24 protein-coding genes and 1 pseudogene are annotated in these 22,500 nt (G+C 76.8%); 16 read left to right on the forward strand and 9 right to left on the reverse strand.

Going from position 1 to position 22,500, the window contains the following annotated elements; genetic code table 11:
- Positions 1-123: 123 nt before the first annotated feature.
- The 9 genes and pseudogenes from ACI780_RS15675 to ACI780_RS15715 all read left to right on the forward strand — a co-directional run.
- Positions 124-603 (forward strand): annotated as a pseudogene (locus ACI780_RS15675) (DUF6328 family protein); the annotation flags it as partial.
- Positions 604-637: 34 nt separating this feature from the next.
- Entirely contained in the window at positions 638-1,786 is a 1,149-nt protein-coding gene (locus ACI780_RS15680) for a PfkB family carbohydrate kinase (RefSeq protein ID WP_457004037.1), read from the forward strand.
- Positions 1,787-2,075: 289 nt separating this feature from the next.
- On the forward strand, positions 2,076-2,711 hold the full coding sequence (locus ACI780_RS15685; protein WP_457004039.1) for a TetR/AcrR family transcriptional regulator: 636 nt from the start codon (positions 2,076-2,078) through the stop codon (positions 2,709-2,711).
- A gap of 54 nt (positions 2,712-2,765) precedes the next feature.
- Entirely contained in the window at positions 2,766-3,191 is a 426-nt protein-coding gene (locus ACI780_RS15690) for a hypothetical protein (RefSeq protein WP_089402731.1), read from the forward strand.
- Positions 3,192-3,237: 46 nt separating this feature from the next.
- A complete protein-coding gene (locus ACI780_RS15695) occupies positions 3,238-3,423 on the forward strand; it encodes a hypothetical protein (protein ID WP_456869959.1) in 186 nt (61 codons plus the stop codon).
- Positions 3,424-3,651: 228 nt separating this feature from the next.
- A complete protein-coding gene (locus ACI780_RS15700) occupies positions 3,652-3,864 on the forward strand; it encodes a lipopolysaccharide assembly protein LapA domain-containing protein (protein WP_457004042.1) in 213 nt (70 codons plus the stop codon).
- A 167-nt stretch (positions 3,865-4,031) separates the two neighbouring features.
- Positions 4,032-5,876 carry an acyl-CoA dehydrogenase gene (locus ACI780_RS15705; RefSeq protein ID WP_457004044.1) on the forward strand — a complete coding sequence of 615 codons (1,845 nt, stop codon included), beginning with the start codon at positions 4,032-4,034 and terminating at the stop codon, positions 5,874-5,876.
- A 161-nt stretch (positions 5,877-6,037) separates the two neighbouring features.
- Positions 6,038-6,289, forward strand: a complete 252-nt coding sequence (locus ACI780_RS15710) for a hypothetical protein (RefSeq protein ID WP_456869956.1) — start codon at positions 6,038-6,040, stop codon at positions 6,287-6,289.
- Complete coding sequence (locus tag ACI780_RS15715) at positions 6,289-6,480, forward strand: hypothetical protein (RefSeq protein ID WP_457004046.1); 192 nt, start codon at positions 6,289-6,291, stop codon at positions 6,478-6,480. Before ACI780_RS15710 ends, ACI780_RS15715 begins: the two co-directional genes overlap by 1 nt.
- Here the strand turns inward: ACI780_RS15715 and ACI780_RS15720 are convergent.
- The 4 genes from ACI780_RS15720 to ACI780_RS15735 are packed head-to-tail and all read right to left on the reverse strand — an operon-like array spanning position 6,477 to position 10,100.
- Positions 6,477-7,082, reverse strand: a complete 606-nt coding sequence (locus ACI780_RS15720; RefSeq protein WP_457004048.1) for a response regulator — start codon at positions 7,080-7,082, stop codon at positions 6,477-6,479. The two genes, ACI780_RS15715 and ACI780_RS15720, sit on opposite strands and share 4 nt — an antisense overlap.
- The gene (locus tag ACI780_RS15725) at positions 7,079-8,278 is read right to left on the reverse strand and encodes a sensor histidine kinase (protein ID WP_457004049.1); all 1,200 of its coding nucleotides are present in this window, start codon (positions 8,276-8,278) and stop codon (positions 7,079-7,081) included. The genes ACI780_RS15720 and ACI780_RS15725 overlap by 4 nt, the downstream gene beginning before the upstream one ends.
- Before the next feature lie 41 nt (positions 8,279-8,319).
- A complete protein-coding gene (locus ACI780_RS15730; RefSeq protein ID WP_456869952.1) occupies positions 8,320-9,126 on the reverse strand; it encodes an ABC transporter permease in 807 nt (268 codons plus the stop codon).
- Positions 9,123-10,100 (reverse strand): ABC transporter ATP-binding protein, encoded by a 978-nt coding sequence (locus tag ACI780_RS15735; RefSeq protein WP_457004052.1) that lies wholly within the window; start codon positions 10,098-10,100, stop codon positions 9,123-9,125. The genes ACI780_RS15730 and ACI780_RS15735 overlap by 4 nt, the downstream gene beginning before the upstream one ends.
- 189 nt (positions 10,101-10,289) lie before the next feature.
- Between ACI780_RS15735 and ACI780_RS15740 the strand changes: the two genes are divergently transcribed.
- Entirely contained in the window at positions 10,290-11,042 is a 753-nt protein-coding gene (locus ACI780_RS15740) for a 3-hydroxybutyrate dehydrogenase (protein ID WP_456869950.1), read from the forward strand.
- A 21-nt stretch (positions 11,043-11,063) separates the two neighbouring features.
- Here the strand turns inward: ACI780_RS15740 and ACI780_RS15745 are convergent, their stop codons facing one another.
- Positions 11,064-11,243 (reverse strand): hypothetical protein, encoded by a 180-nt coding sequence (locus ACI780_RS15745; RefSeq protein ID WP_456869949.1) that lies wholly within the window; start codon positions 11,241-11,243, stop codon positions 11,064-11,066.
- A 95-nt stretch (positions 11,244-11,338) separates the two neighbouring features.
- Between ACI780_RS15745 and ACI780_RS15750 the strand changes: the two genes are divergently transcribed.
- The 3 genes from ACI780_RS15750 (at position 11,339) to ACI780_RS15760 (ending at position 14,338) form a co-directional block, all read left to right on the forward strand.
- Entirely contained in the window at positions 11,339-12,217 is an 879-nt protein-coding gene (locus tag ACI780_RS15750; RefSeq protein WP_456869948.1) for a 3-methyladenine DNA glycosylase, read from the forward strand.
- A 195-nt stretch (positions 12,218-12,412) separates the two neighbouring features.
- A complete protein-coding gene (locus ACI780_RS15755) occupies positions 12,413-13,237 on the forward strand; it encodes a tyrosine-protein phosphatase (RefSeq protein ID WP_457004055.1) in 825 nt (274 codons plus the stop codon).
- A gap of 396 nt (positions 13,238-13,633) precedes the next feature.
- Complete coding sequence (locus tag ACI780_RS15760) at positions 13,634-14,338, forward strand: ANTAR domain-containing protein (RefSeq protein WP_456869946.1); 705 nt, start codon at positions 13,634-13,636, stop codon at positions 14,336-14,338.
- Positions 14,339-14,989: 651 nt separating this feature from the next.
- On the opposite strand, the gene ACI780_RS15765 is transcribed toward ACI780_RS15760, so the two are convergent.
- The 3 genes from ACI780_RS15765 to ACI780_RS15775 all read right to left on the reverse strand — a co-directional run bounded on the left by ACI780_RS15765 (position 14,990) and on the right by ACI780_RS15775 (position 18,055).
- The gene (locus ACI780_RS15765) at positions 14,990-17,116 is read right to left on the reverse strand and encodes a diguanylate cyclase domain-containing protein (protein ID WP_457004057.1); all 2,127 of its coding nucleotides are present in this window, start codon (positions 17,114-17,116) and stop codon (positions 14,990-14,992) included.
- A gap of 181 nt (positions 17,117-17,297) precedes the next feature.
- Positions 17,298-17,435, reverse strand: coding sequence for a hypothetical protein (locus tag ACI780_RS15770; RefSeq protein ID WP_456869944.1), 138 nt, complete (start codon positions 17,433-17,435; stop codon positions 17,298-17,300).
- Between the two features lie 89 nt (positions 17,436-17,524).
- The gene (locus ACI780_RS15775) at positions 17,525-18,055 is read right to left on the reverse strand and encodes a DUF6194 family protein (protein WP_457004059.1); all 531 of its coding nucleotides are present in this window, start codon (positions 18,053-18,055) and stop codon (positions 17,525-17,527) included.
- Between the two features lie 63 nt (positions 18,056-18,118).
- Here ACI780_RS15775 and ACI780_RS15780 point away from each other — a divergent pair, with 63 nt between their 5' ends.
- Positions 18,119-18,826 carry a MerR family transcriptional regulator gene (locus ACI780_RS15780; RefSeq protein WP_457004061.1) on the forward strand — a complete coding sequence of 236 codons (708 nt, stop codon included), beginning with the start codon at positions 18,119-18,121 and terminating at the stop codon, positions 18,824-18,826.
- Positions 18,827-18,843: 17 nt separating this feature from the next.
- Here ACI780_RS15780 and ACI780_RS15785 read toward each other — a convergent pair whose 3' ends face one another.
- Positions 18,844-20,553 carry a putative PEP-binding protein gene (locus tag ACI780_RS15785; RefSeq protein ID WP_457004063.1) on the reverse strand — a complete coding sequence of 570 codons (1,710 nt, stop codon included), beginning with the start codon at positions 20,551-20,553 and terminating at the stop codon, positions 18,844-18,846.
- 154 nt (positions 20,554-20,707) lie between these two features.
- Here ACI780_RS15785 and ACI780_RS15790 point away from each other — a divergent pair, with 154 nt between their 5' ends.
- Entirely contained in the window at positions 20,708-21,481 is a 774-nt protein-coding gene (locus ACI780_RS15790; RefSeq protein ID WP_457004065.1) for a DeoR/GlpR family DNA-binding transcription regulator, read from the forward strand.
- Entirely contained in the window at positions 21,478-22,485 is a 1,008-nt protein-coding gene (locus ACI780_RS15795) for a 1-phosphofructokinase family hexose kinase (protein WP_457004067.1), read from the forward strand. Before ACI780_RS15790 ends, ACI780_RS15795 begins: the two co-directional genes overlap by 4 nt.
- The last annotated feature ends 15 nt before the right edge of the window (positions 22,486-22,500 follow it).

Consider the following 22,500-nt stretch of genomic DNA (forward strand, 5'->3'; position numbering starts at 1 on the left):
TAACGCGGAGGGAGCGCCGCCGCCGGCCCCCCCGCCCGCCCCCCCCCCCCGCCCCCCCCCCCCCCCCCCCCCCCCCCCCCCCCCCCCCCCCCCCCCCCCCAGGCCCGGGGCGAGACCGTCGACCAGCTGCTCGACCGCAACCTCGCGGAGCTGCTGCAGGAGCTCCGGGTGGCGATCACCGGGGTGCAGGTGCTGTTCGCGTTCCTGCTCGGCCTGGCCTTCACCCAGCGCTTCGCCGACCTCGACGACTTCGCGCGCACCGTCTACACCGTCACGCTGCTGGCCACCGCGCTGGCCACGGTGCTGCTCATCGCGCCGGTCTCCTTCCACCGGCTGGTGTTCCGGCGGCGGCTCAAGGCCGCCCTGATCGTGGTGGCCGACCGGATGCTGGTGGCCGGCCTGGCGCTGCTGGTGCTCGCGATCAGCAGCGGCGTGCTGCTCGTGCTCGACGTCGTCCTCGGGCGCGCGGCGGGCATCGTGGCCGGCGCCGGGGTGCTGCTGGTGGCGACGGTGACCTGGTACGCGCTGCCGGTGTGGGCCCGGCGCGCGTCCGCGGCCGGGCACCCCGACCCGCCGGAGCCGGACAGCGGTTCCGCAGGATGAGGGGCCCGCTGTCCCGCGTCCCCCGGGGGTCTCCGTGTCCGTCACCGTCGTCGGCAGCCTGAACGAGGACGTGGTGGTCGCCGTCGAGCGGCTGCCGGGCCGCGGCGAGACCGTCGTCGGCCGCGGCGCCGTCCTCGCCGCCGGCGGCAAGGGCGCCAACCAGGCCGCTGCCGCCGGCCGGCTGTCGGCCGCGGGGGTGACCATGGTCGGCCGCGTGGGCGACGACCCGGCCGGGGAGCGGCAGCTGGCCGCGCTCGCCGAGGCAGGGGTCGACACCGTGCTGGTGCGGCGCACCGCGGGCACCCCGACCGGCTCGGCGACGATCCCGGTGGAGGACGGCAGCGGGGAGAACCTCATCGTCGTGGTGCCGGGGGCCAACGCCGCGCTGACCCCGGCCGACGTCGACGTGCCCGCCGTGCGCGACGCCGCCGTCGTCCTGCTGCAGCTGGAGGTGCCGCTGGCCACGGTGCAGGCCGCCGCGGAGGCCGCGTCGGGGACGGTGGTGCTCACCCCCGCGCCGCCGGCGCCGCTGCCGCCCGCGCTGCTGCGGCGGGTGGCGGTGCTGATGCCCAACGAGCACGAGCTGGTGGCCCTCGCCGGCGCCCGCCCCGGTGTGCGCTCCCCCGCCGAGCTGGCCGGGCTGGCCCGCGCGCTCGGCGTGCCGGCGGTCGTCGTCACGCTCGGCGCGCGGGGGGCGCTGGTGGTGCCCGGCGACGGGCCGGTGGCCCTGCAGGCACCGCCCCCGGTCGAGGCCGTCGACACCACCGGCGCCGGCGACTGCTTCACCGGCGCGCTGGGCGCCGCCCTCGCCCGCGGTGCGGACCTGACCGCCGCGGTGCGCGAGGCGGTCGCGGCCGCGGCGCTGTCGACGACCGGGGCGGGCGCGCGCGGCGCGCTGCCCGACGCCGGCGCCGTCGGCGACCTGCTACCGCATCTGCCCGCGGCGGTTCCGGTCGGCCGGCCGGGTTCGACGCCGCCCCCGGCTGGGCAAGGCCCCGGTGACCCCGCCCCGAGACCCGAGGAGGACGCCGTGACCGAGCCCGAACGGCCGCCGCGCACGCCCGAGCGCGCGGAGGGCGACCCCGGCGACCAGCAGACCGACGACGGCCGCACGCCGCGCGCCGAGGACCCCGCGGAGGGCTCCGACGTCGGCGGCGAGGGCGCGGACACGCCCGGCTCCTGACCGCGTGACGGACCGGTCCGGGCCGTCCGCCGGGATCAGGTGACCTGATCGTCGGGCGTCCTCCCGCACGGTGGGACGTGGGGGAGGACGCCCTGCGGTGAGGGAGGAGCACGTCCGGGCCCGCCCCACCCCGCCGCTCGCGTGCCCGCGGGCGCCGTCACAGCGGTCCCACCGCCCACCGCCGTCCCGAACTGCGCGTTCGCCCCTCGGCACCCAGGAGCGAGCAGTCGTGCGGGAGATCCGGCGTGCCGCGAACTGATCCGTCACGGGAGACGGCAGCATCGCCGTCGTGACCGCCCCCGCTCTCTCCCTCGCCGACGCCGACGCCCCGGGCCCGGTCCGCCGCAGCCGCGCGGAGCGCGAGGCGATCGTCCTGGACACCGCGGAGCGGTTGTTCGCCACCCGCAGCTCCCGCAGCGTCGGCATGGACGAGCTGGTCCGCGAGACCGGCCTGGGCAAGATGACCGTCTACCGGCTGTTCCGGAGCAAGGACGAGCTGGTCGGCGCCTACCTGGCCCGCAAGGCGGCCACCGAGCTCGGCCAGATCGACGAGATCATCCGCCGCGAGCGCGACCCGCGCGCCGCGCTGCTCGCCGTCGTCGGGGCCGTCGAGGCCGAGGTCACCCGCGCCGGCTTCCGCGGCTGCCCGTTCACCAACGTCAGCAGCGAGTACGACGACCCGCAGCACCCCGCCCGCAGCGCCGCCGCCGACTACAAGTTCGAGCTGCACGCCCGGCTGGAGCGGCTGGCCGAGGCGGTCGCCCCCGGCACCGGCGAGGACCTCGCCGCGCAGGTGCACCTGATCATCGACGGCATGTACCTCTCCGGCGGCCTGCTCGGGCCCGACGGCCCGGCCGCGCACGGCCGCGACCTGGCCGAGCGGCTGGTCGACATCGCCGTCGCCCGGTCGGCGGCGGGTGCCTGAGGGCCGCTCCCCGCTCGCCGGGCGGCGCCGTCCGGCAGACCCCAGGATGAGCCGGTGAGCGCCGACCGCAGCCGCCCCGACCTGGACGACACGACCGTGGAGGGGCTGGGCAAGCTCTCCGAGGCCCTCGAGACCATCGAGCAGGCCCGCGGGCAGCTCTACGGCTTCCACCAGCACTCCGGCAAGGCCGACCTGCTGCTGCAGGACGCCGTCGAGCTGTTCCGGAAGGCGGGGCACACCGAGCTGGCCGACGACCTCGACCGCGACCTGGTCGGCCGCAACGTCATCGCCGACCGGTGGACCTTCCAGATCGTCGAGGACTACGACGCCACCTACTGGTCGGTGTTCCGCGCCTTCGACGAGCGGGCCCGCACCGAGCTGGCCGACGGCGACCGGCACGTCTACGAGGCCCGCATGAAGCAGCGTGAGCGGACCCAGGGCCACCCGGCGCACGAGGCCGGTCCCGCGCTGTCGGAGTGACCGCCTGCGGTCGCCGTCGGCTCGCGGCGGCCGCAGACTCGGACCGGTGAGCACGCGCGAGCAGAAGATGCCCGAGCCGGAGTCCCCGCGCTCGGTCGGCCCCCTCGGCAGCAGCACGTCCGGCGCGCCGGCCCCCGACTCCGACGGGCCCGAGGGCACCGGCCCGGCCGACGGCGCCGCCGGCCCGTCCTACCCGCCCGCGGAGACCGAGCCCGCCGCCCATCGCGACTGACCTGCGCCGGGCGGCGGTTTGAGCGCCCGTCGCAGCGGACAGACCCGGAGCGTGACCGCTCCCGGATCGCCTGCCGAGCCCCGGCCGTCCGCCCCGGGAACCGACCCGTTCGCCACCGGGACCTCCCCGTACGCGACGGGCGGCTCCCCGACGGCGCCGCCCGCCACCTCCGCCCCCGCCCCCGCACCCGCCCGGACGACGTCGCGCACCCGCTCGGCGGGTCGCACCGTGGGCAGGGGGCTGGCCCTGGCCCTGCTGATCGCCGTCACGGTGGTCCTCGTGCTGTTCATCGTGTTCAACGGCGAGACCGTGCCGATCAGCCTGGTCTTCACCGACGTGCGCGCCCCGCTGGTGGTGGCGCTGCTCATCGCCGCGGGGCTCGGCGCGTTGATCGGCCTGCTGGCCGCCACGGTCCTCGCCGCCCGCCGCCGCAACCGCTGACCCACGCCCGGCACCTCCGACGGCCCGGGACGCACCCGCAGCTGACCCCTGCGAGCGTGTCCCGGGCCGCGGCCTTGCTCCTGGTTACTCGCCGGTAATAACGTTGGTTACCGGCGAGTAGCCACTGCTCGCCGCCCACCGGCACGGAGCAACGGAGCCAGACCGCCATGAGCCACTACACCGCGAACCTGCGGGACCTCGAGTTCAACCTGTTCGAGTTCCTCGACACCAAGGACCGGTTCGGCACCGGCCCGTTCGAGCAGATGGACGCCGAGACCGCGCGCGGCGTGCTCGCCGAGATCCGCCGGCTGGCCGAGGGCCCGATCGCGGAGAGCTTCGCCGACGCCGACCGCAACCCGCCGGTGTTCGACCCCGCCACGCACTCGGTGACGCTGCCCGAGAGCTTCGTCCGGTCGGTGCGCGCCCTCGAGGACGGCGAGTGGTACCGCCTGGACCTGCCCGAGGAGCTCGGCGGCTTCGGCGCCCCGCACGCGCTGACGTGGGGCGCGTTCGAGATGGTGCTCGGCGCCAACCCCGCCGTCTTCGTGTACGGGGCGTGGGCGGCCTTCGCCGCCGTCCTGCACGAGCTGGGCAACGCCGACCAGAAGCGGCTCGCGGAGCTCATGATCGAGCACAGGTGGGGCGCCACCATGGTGCTCACCGAACCCGACGCCGGCTCCGACGTCGGCGCCGGCCGCACGCGGGCCGTGCAGCAGCCCGACGGCTCGTGGCACCTCACCGGCGTCAAGCGGTTCATCACCAGCGCCGAGCACGACCTCAGCGACAACATCGTCCACCTGGTGCTGGCCCGCCCCGAGGGCGCGGGGCCGGGCACCAAGGGGCTGTCGCTGTTCGTCGTCCCCAAGTTCCACGTCGACCTCGCCACCGGCGCCCTCGGCGAGCGCAACGGCGTGTACGTGACCAACGTCGAGAAGAAGATGGGCCTCAAGGTCTCCACGACCTGCGAGCTGACCTTCGGCGACGGGCCGGTGCCGGCGAGGGGCTGGCTGGTCGGCGACGTGCACGAGGGCATCGCCCAGATGTTCAAGGTCATCGAGCACGCCCGGATGTTCGTCGGCACCAAGGCGATCGCCACGCTGTCGGCCGGCTACCAGGTGGCCCTCGACTACGCCCGGAACCGCGTGCAGGGCGCCGACCTCACCGCGACGTCGAAGGACGCCCCGCGGGTGACCATCACCCACCACCCCGACGTGCGCCGCTCGCTCATGCGGCAGAAGGCCTACGCCGAGGGCATGCGGGCGCTCTACCTCTACACCGCCACCTTCCGCGACCGGGTCACCGAGGCCGAGGCCGCGGGCACCGCCGACCGCGAGGAGGCCCGGCTCGCCGCCCGCGTCAACGACCTGCTGCTGCCGGTGGTCAAGGGCTTCGGCTCCGAGCGCGCCACCGAGCTGCTGACCAGCGAGTCGCTGCAGTGCCTGGGCGGCTCGGGGTACCTGCAGGACTACCCGGTCGAGCAGTACATCCGCGACTCCAAGATCGACACCCTCTACGAGGGCACCACGGCGATCCAGGGGCAGGACTTCTTCTTCCGCAAGATCGTCAAGGACGGCGGGGTCGCGCTGACCTGGCTGGCCGGCCAGATCCAGGCCACGATCGACGCGGAGGCCGGCAACGGCCGGCTCAAGGAGGAGCGGGCGCACCTGGCCACCGCCCTCGGCGAGGTCCAGGCGATGCTCACGGCCATGTTCGCCCAGCTCAGCGGGGCCCAGGAGGACATGACCAGCCTCTACCGGGTCGGTCAGAACACCACCCGGCTGCTGCTCGCCGTCGGCGACCTGGTCACCGGCTGGCTGCTGGTCCGCCAGTCCGAGGTCGCGCTGGCCGCACTGGCCGGCGAGGTCGGCGAGAAGGACCGGCTCTTCTACGAGGGCAAACTCGCCGCCACCCGCTTCTTCGCCACCCAGGTGCTGCCGCGCCTGGCCGGTGAGCGGGCGATCGTCGAGGCCACCGACAACGCGCTGATGGAGGTCCCCGAGGCCGCCTTCTAAGGGCGTGCACTTCCGCGGATGTGCACGACCAGGTCCGGGCACTTCCGCGGAAGTGCCCGGTAGCGGCACCCCGTCGTCCCCAGGGCGGCGGGGTGCCGGCCGTTTCGGGCCGACGACGGCGGGCATGCCCGTCAGGACGGCATCGTCCGACCGGAGGCACCATGACCGACCCGCAGGGCAGTGACCGCATCCAGCAGGGCGTCCCGACCGCGTCGGGCACCGGCGACAACAGCAGCACGGGCACCGGCTTCGACGACGTCCCCCTCACCGCCGACGAGGCGATCGAGCGGGACGCGGCCTCCGGTGACGACCTGCCCGCCCGCGCCGACGGCGACGTCGCCCGCGCCCGCGGCGCCGGTGCGTCCGGCGAGGTCGCCGGGCCCACCCCCCGTTCCGGAGGAGGCACCGACTGATGAGCGAGCCCGACCGCAGCGGCTACGGCGAGTCCCCCGACACCGCCGACGGCCCGACCGAGGCGAACATGGTCGACGGCGTCCCCGGCCAGGACCGGTCCGACGGCGGCGAGCGCGACGTCACCCTCACCACCGACGAGGACGCCCAGCGCGACGACTCGGTGATCCGCGGCGGCAACCAGGCCGGCTAGATCCAGCCGTGGCGGCGGGCGACCTCCACGGCCGCGTGCCGGTTGGCCGCGCCGAGCTTGCCCGCCGCCGAGGACAGGTGGTTGCGCACCGTCCCCGGTGACAGGTGCGCCCGGGCGGCGATCTCCTCGACCGGCGCGCCGCCGGCGGCCAGCTCCAGGACGTCGGCCTCGCGGGGCGTGAGCGGGCTGTCGCCGGCGCTGATCGCCTCGGCGGCCAGCTCCGGGTCGACGTAGCGGCCGCCGCGGGCGACGGTCCGGACGACGTCGGTGAGCACCGGCGCGCTGACCGTCTTCGGCAGGAACCCGCGCACCCCCGCCGCGAGCGCGCGCTTGAGGTGCCCGGCGCGGCCGTGCCCGGTGACGATGACGACCGCGCAGCCGGGCACCAGCGACCCCAGCTGTGCGGCCACCGAGATGCCGTCGAGGTCGGGCATCTGCAGGTCCAGCACGGCGACGTCGGGGGTGTACCGCCGGGCCATCGCCAGCGCCTCGTCACCGGAGGCGGCCTGGGCGACCACCTCGAGGTCGTCCTCCAGCGCCAGCAGCGCGGCGAGCGCCGAGCGGATGAGGTTCTCGTCGTCGGCGAGCAGCACCCGGATCACACGCGCACCCCGACCGGGACGGTGGCGGTGAGCACGAACCGGTCACCGTCCCGGCCCGCGACCAGCCGGCCGCCGGTGGCCGCCAGCCGCTCGGCCAGGCCGGCCAGCCCGTTGCCCCCGCCGCCGCCCGTCGCGGTCACGCCGTCGTTGACCACCCGCAGCGCTGCGGCGCCGCCGTCGGTGGACAGCTCCACCGTGCACCGAGTCGCCCGGCTGTGCCGCAGCACGTTGGTCACCGCCTCCCGCACGACCCAGCCCAGCGCCGTCTGCACGGGGCCGGGCAGGGCCACCGCGTCGTCGTCCCCGGTCACCGTGACGTCCACCCCGGCCGCGCGCAGCACCGACCGGGCACCGGCCAGCTCGCCGGGCAGGTCACTGCCGCGGTACCCGCGGACGACGTCGCGCACCTCGCGCAGCGACTCCTCGGCGACCCGGCTGATGTCGGCCAGCTCCTCGGCCGCGCCGTCGCGTCCTCGGCGCACCAGCTCGGCGGCCAGCTGGCTCTTCACCGCGATCACCGAGAGGTTGCGGCCCATGACGTCGTGCAGGTCGCGGGCGAAGCGCAGCCGCTCCTCGGCGACGGCGAGCTGCGCCTGCACCGCGCGGCTGCGCTCCATCTCGACGACGACGTCGAGCACCCACACGGTCAGCCGGAAGGCGAGCGCGAGGCCACCCACGGCGGTGGCGAACAGCACGGCGAGCACCACCGCGGCGGGCCACACCTCACCGGCGAGCAGCGCCACCGCGCCCACCAGGAGGCCGACGCCGACGGAGGCGCGGACCAGCACCGGCGACGTCCAGACGGGGGAGCCCGCGGTGAGCAGCATCGCCGGCGGCAGCGCGACCAGCCACCGCGTACCCGGGTCGCTGCCCTCGGCGAGGGTGACCACCACCCCGGTGCCGGTGGTGAGGACGGCGGCGGCCAGCGCGGCGGCCAGCGGGCGGGCCGGCAGCGGGCCCCGGGTCGAGCGGGCGGCCAGCCCGGCACGCACCAGCACGACACCGGTGACGGCGACGGCGAGCGAGCCGGCCAGGTACAGCCGGGTGACCGGGGTGTCGCCGAGACCGGCCCCCGCCACGACGAGCAGTGCGAACAGCGGCGTCGTCGCCAGCCAGGTGTACAGCGACCAGCGCGTGTACAGGTCGAGGCGCTGGGGGTCGGAGCGGTCCCGCCACCAGCGCGCGACGGTCGGCACGGCGCCCATGCTGCCGTACCGGCCGCCGGGTCCCCCACCGCTCACCGGCGGGGTGCCCACCGGAAGACCCGCGGGGCGATCAGCGCGGCCAGGGCGGTCCAGCCGGCCAGCACGAGCAGCGGCTGCGGTGCGGCGGCCCAGGCGCCGGCCCAGTCGACCGTCCGGCCGTCCCAGGTCCGCCCGGCCAGGCCCAGGCGGGCCAGCTCGACGACGGGCTCGACCGGGGTCAGCCGGAGGACCTGGGCCACCTGCTCCGGGAAGGCCGACAGCGGCACGAGGACGCCCGAGGTGACCGACGCGAGGACCACCAGCGGCAGGGTCGTGATCTGCGCGCTCTCGGCGGTGCGGGTGAACGAGGTGCTGGCCGCGGCCAGCAGCGTCATCAGCGCCGCCCCGCCCAGGAGCGCCAGCAGCGGCAGGACGACGTCGGTCGGTGCGGCCCACTCGCCGATGACGGCGGTGCCGGCGAGCACCAGCGCCACCTGCACCAGCGTGACGAGCAGCGTCGGGGCGGCCGTGCCGAGCAGCACCTCGCCGGGGGTGAGCTCGCCGCTGCGCATCCGCTGCAGCACCAGCTCCTCACGGCGGGCGACGTAGGTGGTGACCAGGTTGTAGTAGGTGAGGAAGACCAGCGTCACGGCGACGGAGGTGACGGCGAGGCTGGGGCCCAGCGGGTCGTCCCCCCCGAGCCCGGCGGCCGGGACGACGGCGACGAGGAACAGGGGCAGCAGCACCGAGTTCACGACGGCGGTGCGGTTGCGCAGCAGCAGCCGGGTCTCGGCGGCGGCGAGCGCGCGGACCCGTCGCAGGCGCGACGGGGCGGGAGCCGGGGCGGTCAGGGCGGTCATCGGGGGTCCTCCGGGTCGGTGCCGTCGGCGACGGCGAGGAAGGCCTGCTCCAGGGACGCGGCGCGGGCCTGCAGCCCGCCCAGGACGAGGTCGTGGGCGTCGGCCCAGGCCAGCAGAGCGGCGAGCACCGGCTGCAGCGCCCGGGTGTGCAGCTCGACCCGCGGGACCGCGGAGACGACCCGCGCGCCGGGAACGACCGGCAGGGCGGGGGCGCCGGGCGGGAGGGTGAAGCGGACGGTCGCCGGCTGGGTGGCGGCGATCTCGGCCGCGGTGCCGGACAGCACGATCCGGCCGGCCCGCATCACCGCGATCCGGTCGGCGAGCTCCTCGGCCTCCTCGAGGTGGTGGGTGGTGAGCACCACCGCGGCGCCCTCGGCCACCCGCTGCCGGACCAGCGCCCACACGACGCGGCGGCTCTCGGGGTCCAGGCCGGTGGTGGGCTCGTCGAGGACGACGACCCGCGGGGAGCCCAGCAGCGCGAGGACGAGGTCGAGCCGGCGCCGCTCCCCGCCGGAGAGGCTGCGCACCCGCAGGTCGGCCCGGCCGGTCAGGTCCACCTGGGCGAGGGCCTCGTCGACCGGGCGGGGGGCGGTGAGGGTCGCCGCCCACAGCGCGACGGTCTCCCGCACGGTGAGGTCGGCGGGCAGGCCGCTGGACTGCAGCAGCACGCCCAGGTGCGGGCGGACGGCGGCGCGCTGGGAGACGGGGTCGGCGCCGAGCACGCGGACGGTGCCGCCGGACGCGGGCGCGAGGCCCTCGACCACCTCCAGCGCGGAGGTCTTGCCCGCGCCGTTGACGCCGAGCAGGGCGAACACCTCACCGGGACGGACCTCGAAGCTGATGCCGCGCACGGCCTTGACGTCGCCGTGGCGGCGGCGCAGGTCGGTGACCTCGACGACGGGTGCCGCGGCGCCGGCGGGGAGCGGGCCGGCGGGGAGCGGGCCGGCGGCGGGAGCCGGGCGGGTGAGCTGCACGGGGCCTCCTCCTCGTGCCCCGCCGGCCGCGGGTCGGCCGGTCCTCCGGGGCACGTCCCCACGCTCCCGCCGGACCGGGCCCGGGACGGGTGCCGTTCCTCACGACCTGGCGCGCCCCGTGCACGGGCCGGCCATGACGCGTGTCACGGGTGTCCCGTGCCGGCGCCGCGGGGCCGCTAGCGTCGCGGCATGAGCGCAGACGACCTCGCAGGACGGCGGGCGATGGTGACCGGCGGCGGCTCGGGCATCGGCCGGGCGGTCGCGGCGCGGCTGGCGCAGGCCGGCGCCGCCGTGGTCGTCGTCGACCGGGACGCCGCCGCCGCCGAGGAGGTGGCCGGCGCAGTGGGCGGCACCGCGGTCGCCGTCGACCTGTCCGACCTCGACGCCCTCGGCGGGCTGGACCTCGACGTCGACGTGCTGGTCAACAACGCCGGCTTCCAGCACGTGGCGCCCCTGCACGAGTTCCCGCCGGAGGTCTTCTCCACGATCCTGCGGCTGATGGTGGAGACGCCGTTCCGGCTGGTCCGCGCCGCGCTGCCGCACATGTACGGCCGCGGCTGGGGGCGGGTGGTCAACGTGAGCTCGGTGCACGGCCACATCGCCTCGCCGTACAAGTCCGCCTACGTCACGGCCAAGCACGCGCTGGAGGGGCTGTCGAAGGTGGTCGCGCTCGAGGGCGCGGCGCACGGCGTCACCTCCAACTGCGTGGCGCCGGCCTACGTGCGCACCCCGCTGGTCGAGGGGCAGATCGCCGACCAGGCCCGCACCCACGGCATCTCCGAGGACGAGGTGGTCGAGCAGGTCATGCTCGCGCCCGCGGCGATCCGGCGGCTGATCGAGCCGGCCGAGGTCGCCGACGCGGTGGCCTGGCTCTGCTCGCCGTCGGCGGCGTCGGTGACCGGCACGTCGCTGCGGATGGACGGCGGCTGGACCGCCCACTGACCTCCGGAGGGTGGCGGCCGGTCAGCCGACGCCCCCGGGCGGGATGATCGTGGTGTCGATGTCCTGGTGTCTCCCGCTGCGCCGGCAGATCTCGTGGTCGGGGCCGCGGAGCCGCTCGTCCTCGGGACGGCTCTGCACGCAGGCGTGGAACCCCAACCGGCACGACAGAGGCTTGCGGACGGTGCTCGCGTCGCCGGCCATGGCGATCGCCTCCTCGTCGGGGCACCCAGGGGTGGCACCTGCGGCCTGCCCGCGGGGAGCCCCGGACGCACGCCGGCGGCACCTACCCTGGTCCGGTGCCCGCCGTCGCCGTCGTGCTGTCCGCCGAGGAGTGGACGGCGCGGGCCGCCGCCCACGACGCGCGGGTGCAGCGGTGGACCGCGCCGCACCGGGAGCGCCGGCAGCGGGGCGAGAGCCACCCGGTGCTGGACTTCCTGTTCACCTACTACTCCGAGACACCGGGCCGGCTGCGCCGCTGGCACCCGGGGCCGGGGGTCGCGCTGGCGCCGTCACCCGAGGGGCCGGCACCGCACGCCGCGTGGCGGTCCTACGCGACCGCCGACGACGGCACGGTGGGACTCGACGTCGCCGGCTACGTCGCCGAGCGCGGGAGCACCGGGCGCTTCGTGCGCGACCTGCTGGCGGCCACCGCGTCGCGGCCGGCGCAGACCGGCTGCCTCGGCCTGCACGAGTGGGCGATGGTCTACCGCGCCGACGAGCGCCGGCACGCCGTGCCGCTGCGGCTGGGCCGGGCGGGCACCGACGCCGTCGTGGAGTCGCACCCGGTCCGCTGCAGCCACGTCGACGCCTACCGGTTCTTCACCCCGGACGCCGTCGGCCTGAACCGGCTGCGGCCGACGCGGGAGACACAGGTGGCGATGGAGCAGCCCGGCTGCCTGCACGCGACGATGGACCTCTACAAGTGGGCCTACAAGCTCTCCCCCGCCGTCCCCGGGGAGCTGGTGGCCGACTGCTTCGAGCTCGCCGTCGAGGTGCGCGAGCTGGACATGCGCGCCTCGCCCTACGACCTCGCCGACCGCGGGTACGCGCCGGTGCGGATCGAGACGCCGGAGGGCAAGGCGGAGTACGTGGCCGCGCAGCGGGAGTTCGCCCGCCGCGCCGCCCCGCTGCGGCAGCGGCTGGTCGACCTCTGCGACGCGCTGCTCACGTCCTAGCTCGTCCCCGGGCGTCCGGGCTCGACTCAGCGCGTCCTCCCGCACCTCACCGCGTCCTCCCTCACCGCAGCGCGTCCTCCCTCACCGCAGGCCGTGAGGGAGGACGCCCCGGGATCAGGTCACCTGATCGTGCACGGCCACCTGCGGCCACCTGCGCCGGCCGCACCGTCCGGGGCCGCGCCGTACGGTCGGAGGGTGACCGCACCGCACCCCGACCGCTGGCTCCGACTCGACGGGACGACGAACACGCGCGACCTCGGCGGCCTGCCCACCACCGACGGCGGCACCACCGCGTTCGGCCGGGTGCTGCGCAGCGACAACCTGCAGACCCTCAGCGACGACGACCTGCGCCGGTTGGCCGAGCTGCCGCTGCGCGACGTCATCGACCTGCGCACCACCGCTGAGGTGCTGCTGGAGGGCCGCGGTCCGCTGCGCGCGGTGGAGGGCGTCACCCACCGGCACCTGAGCCTGCTCCCGGAGAAGGGCCACCACACCGACGTCTTCGCCGTCGAGGAGGCCGACGTCCCCGACCTGCCCGCGGACTGGGCGGAGACCCTGCTGCCGCGCCAGACCACCGAGGCCGACGAGGTCGAGCCGCCGGCGGTGCGCTCCTACCTGGGCTACCTGCACCACCGGCCGGAGAACGTCCTCGCGGCGCTGCGGGTGATCGCCGGCGGGGAGGGCGCGGCGGTGGTGCACTGCGCCGCCGGCAAGGACCGCACCGGCGTGGTGGTGATGTTCGCGCTGGTCGCGGCGGGGGTGCCGCACGAGGAGATCGTCGCGGACTACGCGCTCACCGCCGACGTCATCGAGGCGCTGGTCGCCAAGCTGCGGACCTCGCCCACCTACGCCGAGGACATGACCAACCGCGACGTCGCCAGTCACACCCCGCGCGCGGCGACCATGCGGCGCCTGTTGGAGATCCTCGACGAGCGGCACGGCGGCCCGCTGGGCTGGCTCACCGAGCACGGCTTCGGCCCCGACGAGCAGGCCGCGCTGCGCCGCCGGCTGCGCGACTAGAGCCCGTCCCGCGGATCCCGCGAGAGAGGGCTTCGACAGGTGTCCCCGAGCGGCCCGCTGAGGAGCATCTCGGTACTCGGACGTTCCCGCGGGAACGTGACGCGCGCTCGCGTCCTCCACGACGTTCCCGCGGGAACGCCCAGGGGCGGTCACGTGCACCATGAGACAGCCTGGCGGTTCTGGTCGACGTGGCCTGCGTCGGTGTGCCTGGTGCCGGGTGGTCGGGGCTGCGCGCCGCCCCGTGGCCGGCGGGAGCTACGGCGTACTGGTCGGTCGGACCTCGCCGCCCGGACGGAAACCGGCGACGGACGGCATGAGGCAGGACCCGGTGGGGGTAGGGCTCCGGTCCCCGGGTCGTCCAGGCCGCGGGCCGCGGACGGTGCGGAGGAGCGGTGGATGTCCGAGATGTCGGACTTCAACGAGCGGCTGGCCGGTATCGCCCGTGAGCTGGTCAGGGAACCGGACATGCAGCACACGCTGCAGCGGGTGGTCGAGGCCGCCGCGCACAACCTCGACGGCGAGGTGTGGGCCAGCGTGTCGCTGGTGAAGCAGCGCCGCGAGGTGGAGACCCCGGCGGCCACCGACGACCGGGCCGGGCGGGCCGACCGGCTGCAGTACGAGCTCGAGCAAGGGCCGTGCCTGGACGCGATCTGGGAGCAGGAGACCTTCCAGATCGACGACATGACGACCGAGGAGCGCTATCCCCGCTGGACGCGGGCGGTCACCGAGGAGACCGGCATCCGCAGCAGCCTGTCGCTGCAGCTGTTCACCGACCAGGAGCAGGGCAGCCTCGGCGCGCTCAACCTCTACTCGCCGGAGCCGGCCGCCTTCGACGAGGAGACCCGCGGCGAGGGCTTGGCGTTCGCTGCGCAGGCCGCGGTCGCGCTGCGCAGCGCGCAGACCGAGGAGCACCTGCGCTCGGCGATGGCGACCCGCAACCTGATCGGGATGGCCCAGGGGATCTTGATGGAGCGGTTGAGGCTCACGCCGGACCAGGCGTTCGGCGTGCTCAGCCGGCTGTCGCAGGAGAGCAACACCAAGCTGCGGGAGGTGGCCCGGCGGCTGGTGGAGACCGGGGAGATCCCGGGTCGGCGGAGCTGAGGTCTGAGGCGACCCGGCGGCCACGGCTCTGGACCACCGGGTCTGGGCCGCCCGGCACCCCGGGATCCCGCGCGACCGTCCCGGTGGGCTACCCCCCAGCCCACCCGGACACCGCAGGTGGGGCAGCACGCGGGTGCCGAGCTGTTCGTGCCGCTGGGCAGTGCAGGGGCGGCGCAGGCGCGTCAGCGCGCGGCTCGTGTGCGACAGGCCGCGCGTCCGTCCGGCCCGCTGGTGCGCCTGCTCGGCCGCCAGGCAGGCGGCCCGCGGTCGGTGCCACGACGCGGCCGTCCGGGCCGCGAGGTCGTCGTCCACGTCCCCCCGTCCGCGACCGCGACCACTGGCAGCGACGACGGCCGCGCAGCGGGCTGTTCCAGTGGCGAGACCGTGGGCACGGGCATCGTCGGCGGCAGGCCGGCTCCGGCCCGCCGGCCGTGGCCGGTCTCCGGTGGGGTTCTCCGCACGGTGTCCTGGAGTTCGCGCAGCGGAGCCGGACTGGAGGTGCCCAGATCCCACAGGTTCGTTCAGCGTCTGAGCGAGGACGTTGTGCTCGGCGGCCGGCCACGCGGCGGCGCCGACCAGGTGATCGGCCAGTGCGGCGCGGGGCTGGTGTCCGCCCAGATCGGTGTAGCGCCACCAGAGGTCGGCTCCTCGCTACTCCGCCGCGCGGGGAGCGGGGGCCGCCGGTCGCTCGCGGTGCTTGTGCCGGTACATGGCGGCGTCGGCGTCGCGCAGCAGCCCCTCGGCGACCGCGGAGGGGTCCTCCGCGACGCCGGAGTGCACGGCCACCCCGGTGCTGGTGCCGACGTCGACCGGGGTGCCCTCGAGCCGGAACGGCTCGGCGAACGCCCCGGCCACCCGCGCGACCACCGCGTCGGCGGCACGGGCCCCCGACAGGCGCGGCACCAGGACGGCGAACTCGTCGCCGCTGAGCCGCCCGATGGTGTCCCCGGGCCGGACGGCGGCCCGCAGGCGCGCCGACACCTGCCGCAGCAGCTCGTCGCCGGCCGCGTGGCCCAGGGTGTCGTTGACCGCCTTGAACCGGTCGAGGTCGCAGAACAGGACGCCGACGTGCCCGGACGCCGGCGAGGCGGCCAGCGCGGCGACCAGCCGCTCGCGGAACAGCACCCGGTTGGGCAGGCCGGTGAGCGCGTCGTGGGTGGCCTGGTGGCGGACGGTCTCCAGCAGCCGCGCCTTCTGCAGCGCCGTCGACGCCTGGTCCCCGGCACCGCGCAGGCGGGTGAGCACGTCGGCGTCCAGGGCGCCGCTCACCTCCCAAGCGGTCCAGCTGGCGGTGACGACGCCGAGGAAGGTGCTGCCCGCCAGCAGCGGGACGGCGACGACGTCACTGAGGGTGAGCGCGGTGAGCAGCTCGCGCAGCGGGGCGCTGGCAGCGGCGGCGCTGACGACCTGCGGCGTGCGGTCGGTGAGCATGCCGAACAGCTCCGGCACGTCCTCGGCCCGCAGCGACGTGGCGCGCATGATCGCGTCCTGCTGCGGGGGCAGCCCCACCGTGGCGGCCGTGGCGAGCGTCCCGGCGGCGGGGTCCCACAGCATGACGGCGGCGTTGCTGCAGCCGACGACGCCGGGCAGCGCCCCGGCCACCACCTCGCAGATCCCCGTGGCGTCGGCGGCCTGCGCGAGGCCGTGGGCCAGGTCGAGCAGCGCACCGGCGCGGCGCGCCTCCGCCCGGCTGGCCTCCACCGCCATCACCAGGTCCAGCGCGGCCGCGGCGTGGCCGGCGTAGGCGGCCAGCATCGGGCGCTCGTCCCCGAGCCCGCCCTCGGCGGAGCGGCCGAGCGCGGCCAGCCGGCCGTGGGTGCGCCGCGCGGAGGCGACGTCGACCACGACCGAGCCGGGACCGAGGTCCTCCCCGGCCAGGAGCCGGGTGGCGAGCGCGGGGACGTCCGCGACGGGCAGGCCGGAGCTGTGCACCAGCGGCGGGCCGCCGAGGGGGGAGGAGACGGCGAGCAGGTAGGCGGGCGCGAGCACCGCGGCGGCGGCGCGCTCGACGATGCGCGGCAGGACGCTGTCGAGGTCCTCGCCGTCGACGAGGTCGGTCGCCGCGGACTGCAGCGCGCGGACCTGGCTGCGCAGGGCCACGAGCTCGGCGTCGGCCGCCACCTCGGTGCGGCGCCGCCACGGCAGGCGGGAGCGGCGGTCCCACGAGAGCCGGTACACGCAGGCGTCGGCGCCGGAGGACTCGCACTCGTCGTGGACCACCTGGGCCGGCGCCAGGCCGAAGACGGTGGGCACCATGCTGATCAGCCCGCGGGCGTAGTCGCAGTCCAGCCGCGAGTGCACGTAGCCCTCGTGCAGCCGGTACCGGATGGTCGCCGACGTCGCGTCGGAGTGCAGGACCTCCATCGTGGAGGTGGTGGAGAAGTTGGCGACCGCACGGGGCAGCCGGGCGTAGACCTGGCGGGGGGAGCCCATGGCGCGCACCAGCACGACCACGCTGGGGTTCATGCCGGTGCGCAGGGACTCCGCCCCCACGCGGAACATCGCGCCCGGGTCGCCGAGGACCTCGGTCGCGGCGGTGAACAGCCGGATGCGGGTGGCGTAGCTGGTCCAGGTGGCGGGCTCGGCGAGCTCCTCGGCCGTGAACGGCACGCCCGCCCGGCGCAGCACCTCCTGCACCGCGGCCTCGCCGGCGTGCTCGCGGACGAAGGCGAGCACCAGCCCGGTCGTCGCCCCCGAGGTCTCGTGGGCCTCGACCGGCGCGGCGTCGTCGTCCCCTGGCCGGCTGGGGGACGGGCCGCCCCGGCGTCCTGCAGTCACACGAGGGGGATCGGCACCGCCCGGCCCGGGGTTGAGCCGCCGACCCGAAGGGGGGAGGCGGCCCCGGACGGCGAACGGCCCCGGGCTGCGGAGCAGACCGGGGCCAGGTGACGCACTGGAACGGCCTCCCTGCAGGGGCCCGCCGCGAGCGTGCGAGCGGTGGGGGCAGGGAGGTCCTTGCTCAGAAGCCGCCGTTGTTGGCCATCGTCAGCAGCTCGTCGCGCATCGCGGGGCTGCTGGAGCGGGCGAGCGCGCGCTCGAGGGCACGCCGGGTGCGGGTGGCCTGCCGGCGCTTGCGCCAGGTGGTGGTGATCGTCATGTCCGTCTCCTCTTCGGTGCCGTCGCGGGGTGCACCAGTAGTAAAGCAGGCGCAGCGCTGATTGTTCCGTCGATCCGTAGGGAGCGTCATCACATTTCCGACGATCGTTCACCCGAGGGAGGGAGATGGGGTGGCTGGGGCCGCACCGCGAGGCGGCGCTCGCGCCGGGCGCGGGCGCGGGCGTGGGCCGCCCGCAGCAGGTCGGCGACCGCGCCCGCCGTCCGCGGTCCCGGGTCGACGACGGCGACCCAGCCGAGGTGCCCGTAGACCGGGTGGGCGAGGACGGTGTCGGGCACCGCGGGACCGGTGTCGTCCGGCGCCGGTTCCCCCGGCGCCCGTCCGGTCCACCGGGAGGAGTCGGCAGCGCTCGCCGCGATGTTGAGCCGGAACGCCCCGGGACGGTCCAGCCCCGCCGCCGGCTCACCGGGCAGGTCCTTGGTCACCACGGTGGCGAAGGGTTGCGTGCGGGGCAGGACCCCGTCGGGGGCGTAGTAGAAGAACAGGTCACCCCAGGCGGCCTCGGGGGAGCCGTCACCGGGACCGGGGCGCAGCGTCAGCACCCCGCCCAGCGACTCGACCAGGCCGACGACGTCGTCGATGCTCAGGCGTCCGGCGCTCACGGGTTCGAGCGTGACACTCAGGCCCCTGTGGAGGGTCCGGCGCGGACGACCAGGGAGGACGCGGTGCGGAGTCGCAACGGGGGCCTGCGCACGGTCGACGTCGCGCGGCAGGCCGGGTGCTCGGTGCAGCAGGTCCGCGACCTCGAGCGCGAGGGCGTCCTGCCCCCGGCGGCGCGGACCGCGGCGGGCCACCGCGTCCTCACCGCGACCCACGCGCAGGCGGCGCTCGCCTACCGGGCGTTCGCCGCGGCGGTCGGCCCCGCCGGGGCCGGCCGCATCGTGCGGACGGCGAACCGGGGGCCGCTCGGGGAGCTCCTCGCCCTCCTCGACGACGCCCACGCGCGGCTGCGCACCGAGCGCCGCGACCTGCGGCTGGCGCAGGAGGCGGCGCGGGCGATCGCCGCCGAGCCGATCGACGAGCCGCGCCCCGCGGACGCGATGGGCATCGGCGAGCTGGCCGACGCGCTCGGGGTGCGGGCCTCCACGCTGCGCCACTGGGACGCCGAGGGACTGGTGGTCCCCCGGCGTGTGCTGCCGGGCCGGGCGCGGACGTACGCACCCGGCGACGTCCGCGACGCCCGCCTCGTGCACCAGCTGCGCCGGGCCGGCCACGGGATCGGCGCGCTGCGCGAGCTGCTGCCCGCGCTGCGGCAGGCGACCCGCACCGAGGAGGCCGCGGCCGCGCTGGCCGCCCGCTCCCGGGACGTCGACCGCCGGTCGCGGGCGCTGCTCACCGGCACCGCCCGGCTGGAGGCCCTGCTGGAGCAGTAGCCCCCTGCGGGCGGGTCTCAGCCGCGGGTGAGCACCGCCCGCGCCGCCGCACGCGCGGCGCGCGGGTCGTCGGCGGCCAGCGCCGCCTCGCCGGCCTCCACGCAGGCGCCGGAGTCCACCCCGGCCAGCCGGGCCCCGACGCCGGCGACCGCCGGGGCCGCGCAGGACAGCGAGGTCACCCCCAGGCCGACGAGCACGCAGGCCAGCAGCGGGTCGGCGGCGGCCTCCCCGCAGACCCCGACCGGCTTGCCGGCCCGCCGGCCCGCCGCCGCGGTGGCGGCCACCAGCGCCAGCAGCGCCGGCTGCCACGGGTCGGTGAGGTCGGCCAGGTCGGCCGAGAGCCGGTCGGCGGCCAGCGCGTACTGCGACAGGTCGTTGGTGCCGATCGACAGGAAGTCGACGTGCCGGAGGAACCGGTCGGCCAGCAGCGCCACCGACGGCACCTCGACCATCACGCCGGGCACCAGCCCGCGTTCGCGCACCCGGCCGGCGAAGTCGGCGGCCTCGGCGACGGTGGCCACCATCGGCGCCATCACCCACGGCGCGGCGTCGGTGCGGCGGGCGGCCTCGGCGACGGCGTCGAGCTGGCGGTCGAGCAGCCCGGGGTCGCGGCGGGCCACCCGCAGGCCGCGCACGCCGAGCGCCGGGTTGGGCTCCTCCGGCGGCGTCGCGAACTCCAGCGGCTTGTCCGACCCGGCGTCGAGGGTCCGCAGCACGACCCGGCGGCCGGCCGCGGCCTCGAACACCTCCGCGTAGCCCCGCGCCTGCTCCTCGACGGTGGGCTCGGCGGCCCGGCCGAGGAAGGCCAGCTCGGTGCGGAACAGCCCGACCCCCTCGGCGTGGGCGGCCACGGCGGCGCGGGTGCCCGCGCCGTCCTGGACGTTGGCCAGCACCGGCACGGCCACGCCGTCGCGGGTCGCGGCCGGTCCGCGGTAGCCCGCCAGCGCCTCGGCCTGGCGCCGCGCCTCCGCGACCTGGGCGGCGGCTGCCTCCGGCTCCGGGTCGACGGTGACGGTGCCCTCCTCGGCGTCGAGCAGGACGGTCGCGCCCGCGGGGACGGCGTCGAGGCCCTCGACGGCGACGACGAGCGGCAGGTTCAGCTGCCGGGCGATGATCGCGGTGTGGCTGGTCGTGCCGCCCAGCCGGGTGGCCAGCCCGACGATGCGGGCGGGGTCGAGACCGGCGGTGTCGGCCGGCGCCAGGTCGTCGGCCAGCAGCACCGACGGCGTCTCCGGCGCGGGCACGCCCGGCTCCCCCTGGCCGGTGAGCTCGGCGACGACGCGGTCGCGGACGTCGCGGACGTCGGTGACGCGCTCGGCCATCACCCCGCCGAGCGCGGTGAAGACGTCGACGAACTGCTGGGCGGCCTGCACGACGGCGACCGCGGCCGGGGTGCCCGCGTCGATGCGCTGCTCGGCGGCGGAGAGCAGGCCGCGGTCGCGGGCGAGGCCCGCGGTGGCCGACAGGACCTCGGCGGTCATGCCGGTGGCCGCCGCGGCGCGCGTGGCCAGCCGGCCGGCCACGGCCTCGGCGGCCGCGGTGAAACGGGCGCGCTCCTCGGCCCGGGCGGTCTCCGGGAGCGTCTCGGCGGACTCGGCGTCGGGCAGCCGGACCGCGCCGGCCGGGCGCACCACCGGCCCGAGGACGACCCCCGGGACGACGGGCGTGCCGGTGAGCACGGGAGCGGCCGCGGACGTGCCGGGGGCGGGAGCAGCGGTGGTGGACATGCGGACCTCTCCGTCAGGGGGAACAGGGGGACGCCGTCGTCCGTCGGTGACCAGCCTCACGGATCGGTGTTGACTTGTCAATGAATCCCACGTAGAACAACACAGACACAAGTCGGTGCCCACATGATCGGGCAGCGCACCACGACCGAGCGAGGTGGGCGTGTACGCCGAGGAACGACAGCAGGCGATCGCCACGCTGGTCGTCGAGCAGGGCCGCATCGCGGTCACCGCCGTCGCCGACCACTTCGGCGTCACCACCGAGACCGTCCGCCGCGACCTCGCCGTCCTGGAGCGGGCCGGCGTGCTGCGCCGGGTGCACGGCGGCGCGGTGCCGGCCGCGGCGCTGAGCCTGGTGGAGACGGCGCTGGCCGAGCGCCACGGCACCCGTGCGGAGGCCAAGCGGAAGATCGCCGCGGCGGCGCTGGACCTGCTGCCCGGCCCGGGCGGCAGCGTCCTGCTCGACGGCGGCAGCTCCACCGCGGCGCTGGCCGAGGTGCTGCCGGTCGACCGCAACCTCTTCGTGGCCACCAACTCGGTGCCGATCGCCGCCCGGCTGGCCACCGTCGCCGGCCTCACGCTGCACGTGCTCGGCGGGCGGGTCCGCGGGCTCACCCAGTGCGCGGTCGGGGAGACGCCGGTGCGCGCCCTGGCCGACCTGCGCGCCGACGTCGCCTTCCTCGGCACCAACGGCATCGCCCCCGGCCACGGCCTGACCACCCCCGACGAGGCCGAGGCGTCGGTGAAGCGGGCGATGGTCCGGGCCGGCCAGCGGGTGGTCGTGCTCGCCGACAGCAGCAAGCTGGGACGCGAGCAGCTGGTGCGCTTCGCCGCGCTCGACGACGTCGACGTGGTGGTCACCGACGGCGAGGCCGACCCCGCCGTCGTCGGGCGCATCGAGGACGCCGGCGTCGAGGTCGTGGTCGCGTGAGCGGCGGCCGCGTCGTCACGCTGACGGCCAACCCCAGCCTCGACCGCACCCTCGCCCTGCCCGGCCCCCTGCTGCGCGGCGAGGTGGCCCGCCTCGGCGCCAGCTCCACCGAGCCCGGCGGCAAGGGCGTCAACGTCGCCCGCGCACTGGCCGCGGCCGGCGCCGAGGTCCTCGCGGTGGTGCCCGCCGACCCCACCGATCCGCTGGTCACCGCGCTGCACGCGCTGCGGCTGCCGCTGGTCACCGTCCCCACCGGCGCCCCGGTGCGCACCAACTACTCCCTGACCGAGCCCGACGGCACCACCACCAAGCTCAACGAGCCCGGCACCCCGCTCGACGCCGGCCTGCGCGCCGCGCTCGCCGCCGCCGTGGCCGCCGCCGCCGCGGGCGCCCGCTGGGTCGTGCTGTCCGGCTCGCTGCCGCCCGGCACGCCCGAGGACTGGTACGCCGAGCTGGTCCGCGCCGTCCGCGGCACCGGCGCACGGGTCGCCGTCGACACCTCCGAGGCGCCGCTGCGGGCACTGCTGGTCGCCGGCCCCGACGCCGCACCCGACCTGCTCAAGCCCAACGCCGAGGAGCTGGCCCAGGTGACCGGCACCACGGAGGCGGCGCTGCTGGCCGACCCCGCGGCGCTGTCGGCCGCGGTCGCGCGGCTGCACGACGGCGGCGTCGGCGAGGTGCTGCTCACCCTCGGCGGCGACGGCGCGGTGCTCTCCACCGCCGCGGGCGAGGTGTGGTCGGCGCGCCCCCCGCGGATCGCCGTCCGCAGCACCGTCGGCGCCGGCGACTCCAGCCTGGCCGGGCACCTACTGGCCGACCTGGCCGGCGCCCCCGCCGCCGAGCGGCTGCGCCGCGCCGTCGCCACCGGCTCGGCCGCCGCGGCGCTGCCCGGCTCCGCCGTCCCCACCCCCGACCTCGTCGACCCGGCCGCCGTCCCCGTCGTGCCGGGCCTGCCCGTCCCCTCCCCCGAACCCGTCCCGGCCGCCGGCCGGGACGTCCCCTGACGCCCCGGAAGGTCC

It is taken from the genome of Geodermatophilus sp. SYSU D00814, from assembly GCF_054050055.1.

What these genes read in the sequence shown, in the direction of transcription:
- ACI780_RS15705 (WP_457004044.1), top strand. Translation starts at nt 4,032, where the DNA reads ATGAGCCACTACACCGCGAACCTGCGGGACCTCGAGTTCAACCTGTTC.
- ACI780_RS15715 (WP_457004046.1), top strand. Translation starts at nt 6,289, where the DNA reads ATGAGCGAGCCCGACCGCAGCGGCTACGGCGAGTCCCCCGACACCGCC.
- ACI780_RS15770 (WP_456869944.1), bottom strand. Translation starts at nt 17,435, where the DNA reads ATGACGATCACCACCACCTGGCGCAAGCGCCGGCAGGCCACCCGCACC.
- ACI780_RS15760 (WP_456869946.1), top strand. Translation starts at nt 13,634, where the DNA reads ATGTCCGAGATGTCGGACTTCAACGAGCGGCTGGCCGGTATCGCCCGT.
- ACI780_RS15740 (WP_456869950.1), top strand. Translation starts at nt 10,290, where the DNA reads ATGAGCGCAGACGACCTCGCAGGACGGCGGGCGATGGTGACCGGCGGC.
- ACI780_RS15710 (WP_456869956.1), top strand. Translation starts at nt 6,038, where the DNA reads ATGACCGACCCGCAGGGCAGTGACCGCATCCAGCAGGGCGTCCCGACC.
- ACI780_RS15785 (WP_457004063.1), bottom strand. Translation starts at nt 20,553, where the DNA reads ATGTCCACCACCGCTGCTCCCGCCCCCGGCACGTCCGCGGCCGCTCCC.
- ACI780_RS15745 (WP_456869949.1), bottom strand. Translation starts at nt 11,243, where the DNA reads ATGGCCGGCGACGCGAGCACCGTCCGCAAGCCTCTGTCGTGCCGGTTG.
- ACI780_RS15730 (WP_456869952.1), bottom strand. Translation starts at nt 9,126, where the DNA reads ATGACCGCCCTGACCGCCCCGGCTCCCGCCCCGTCGCGCCTGCGACGG.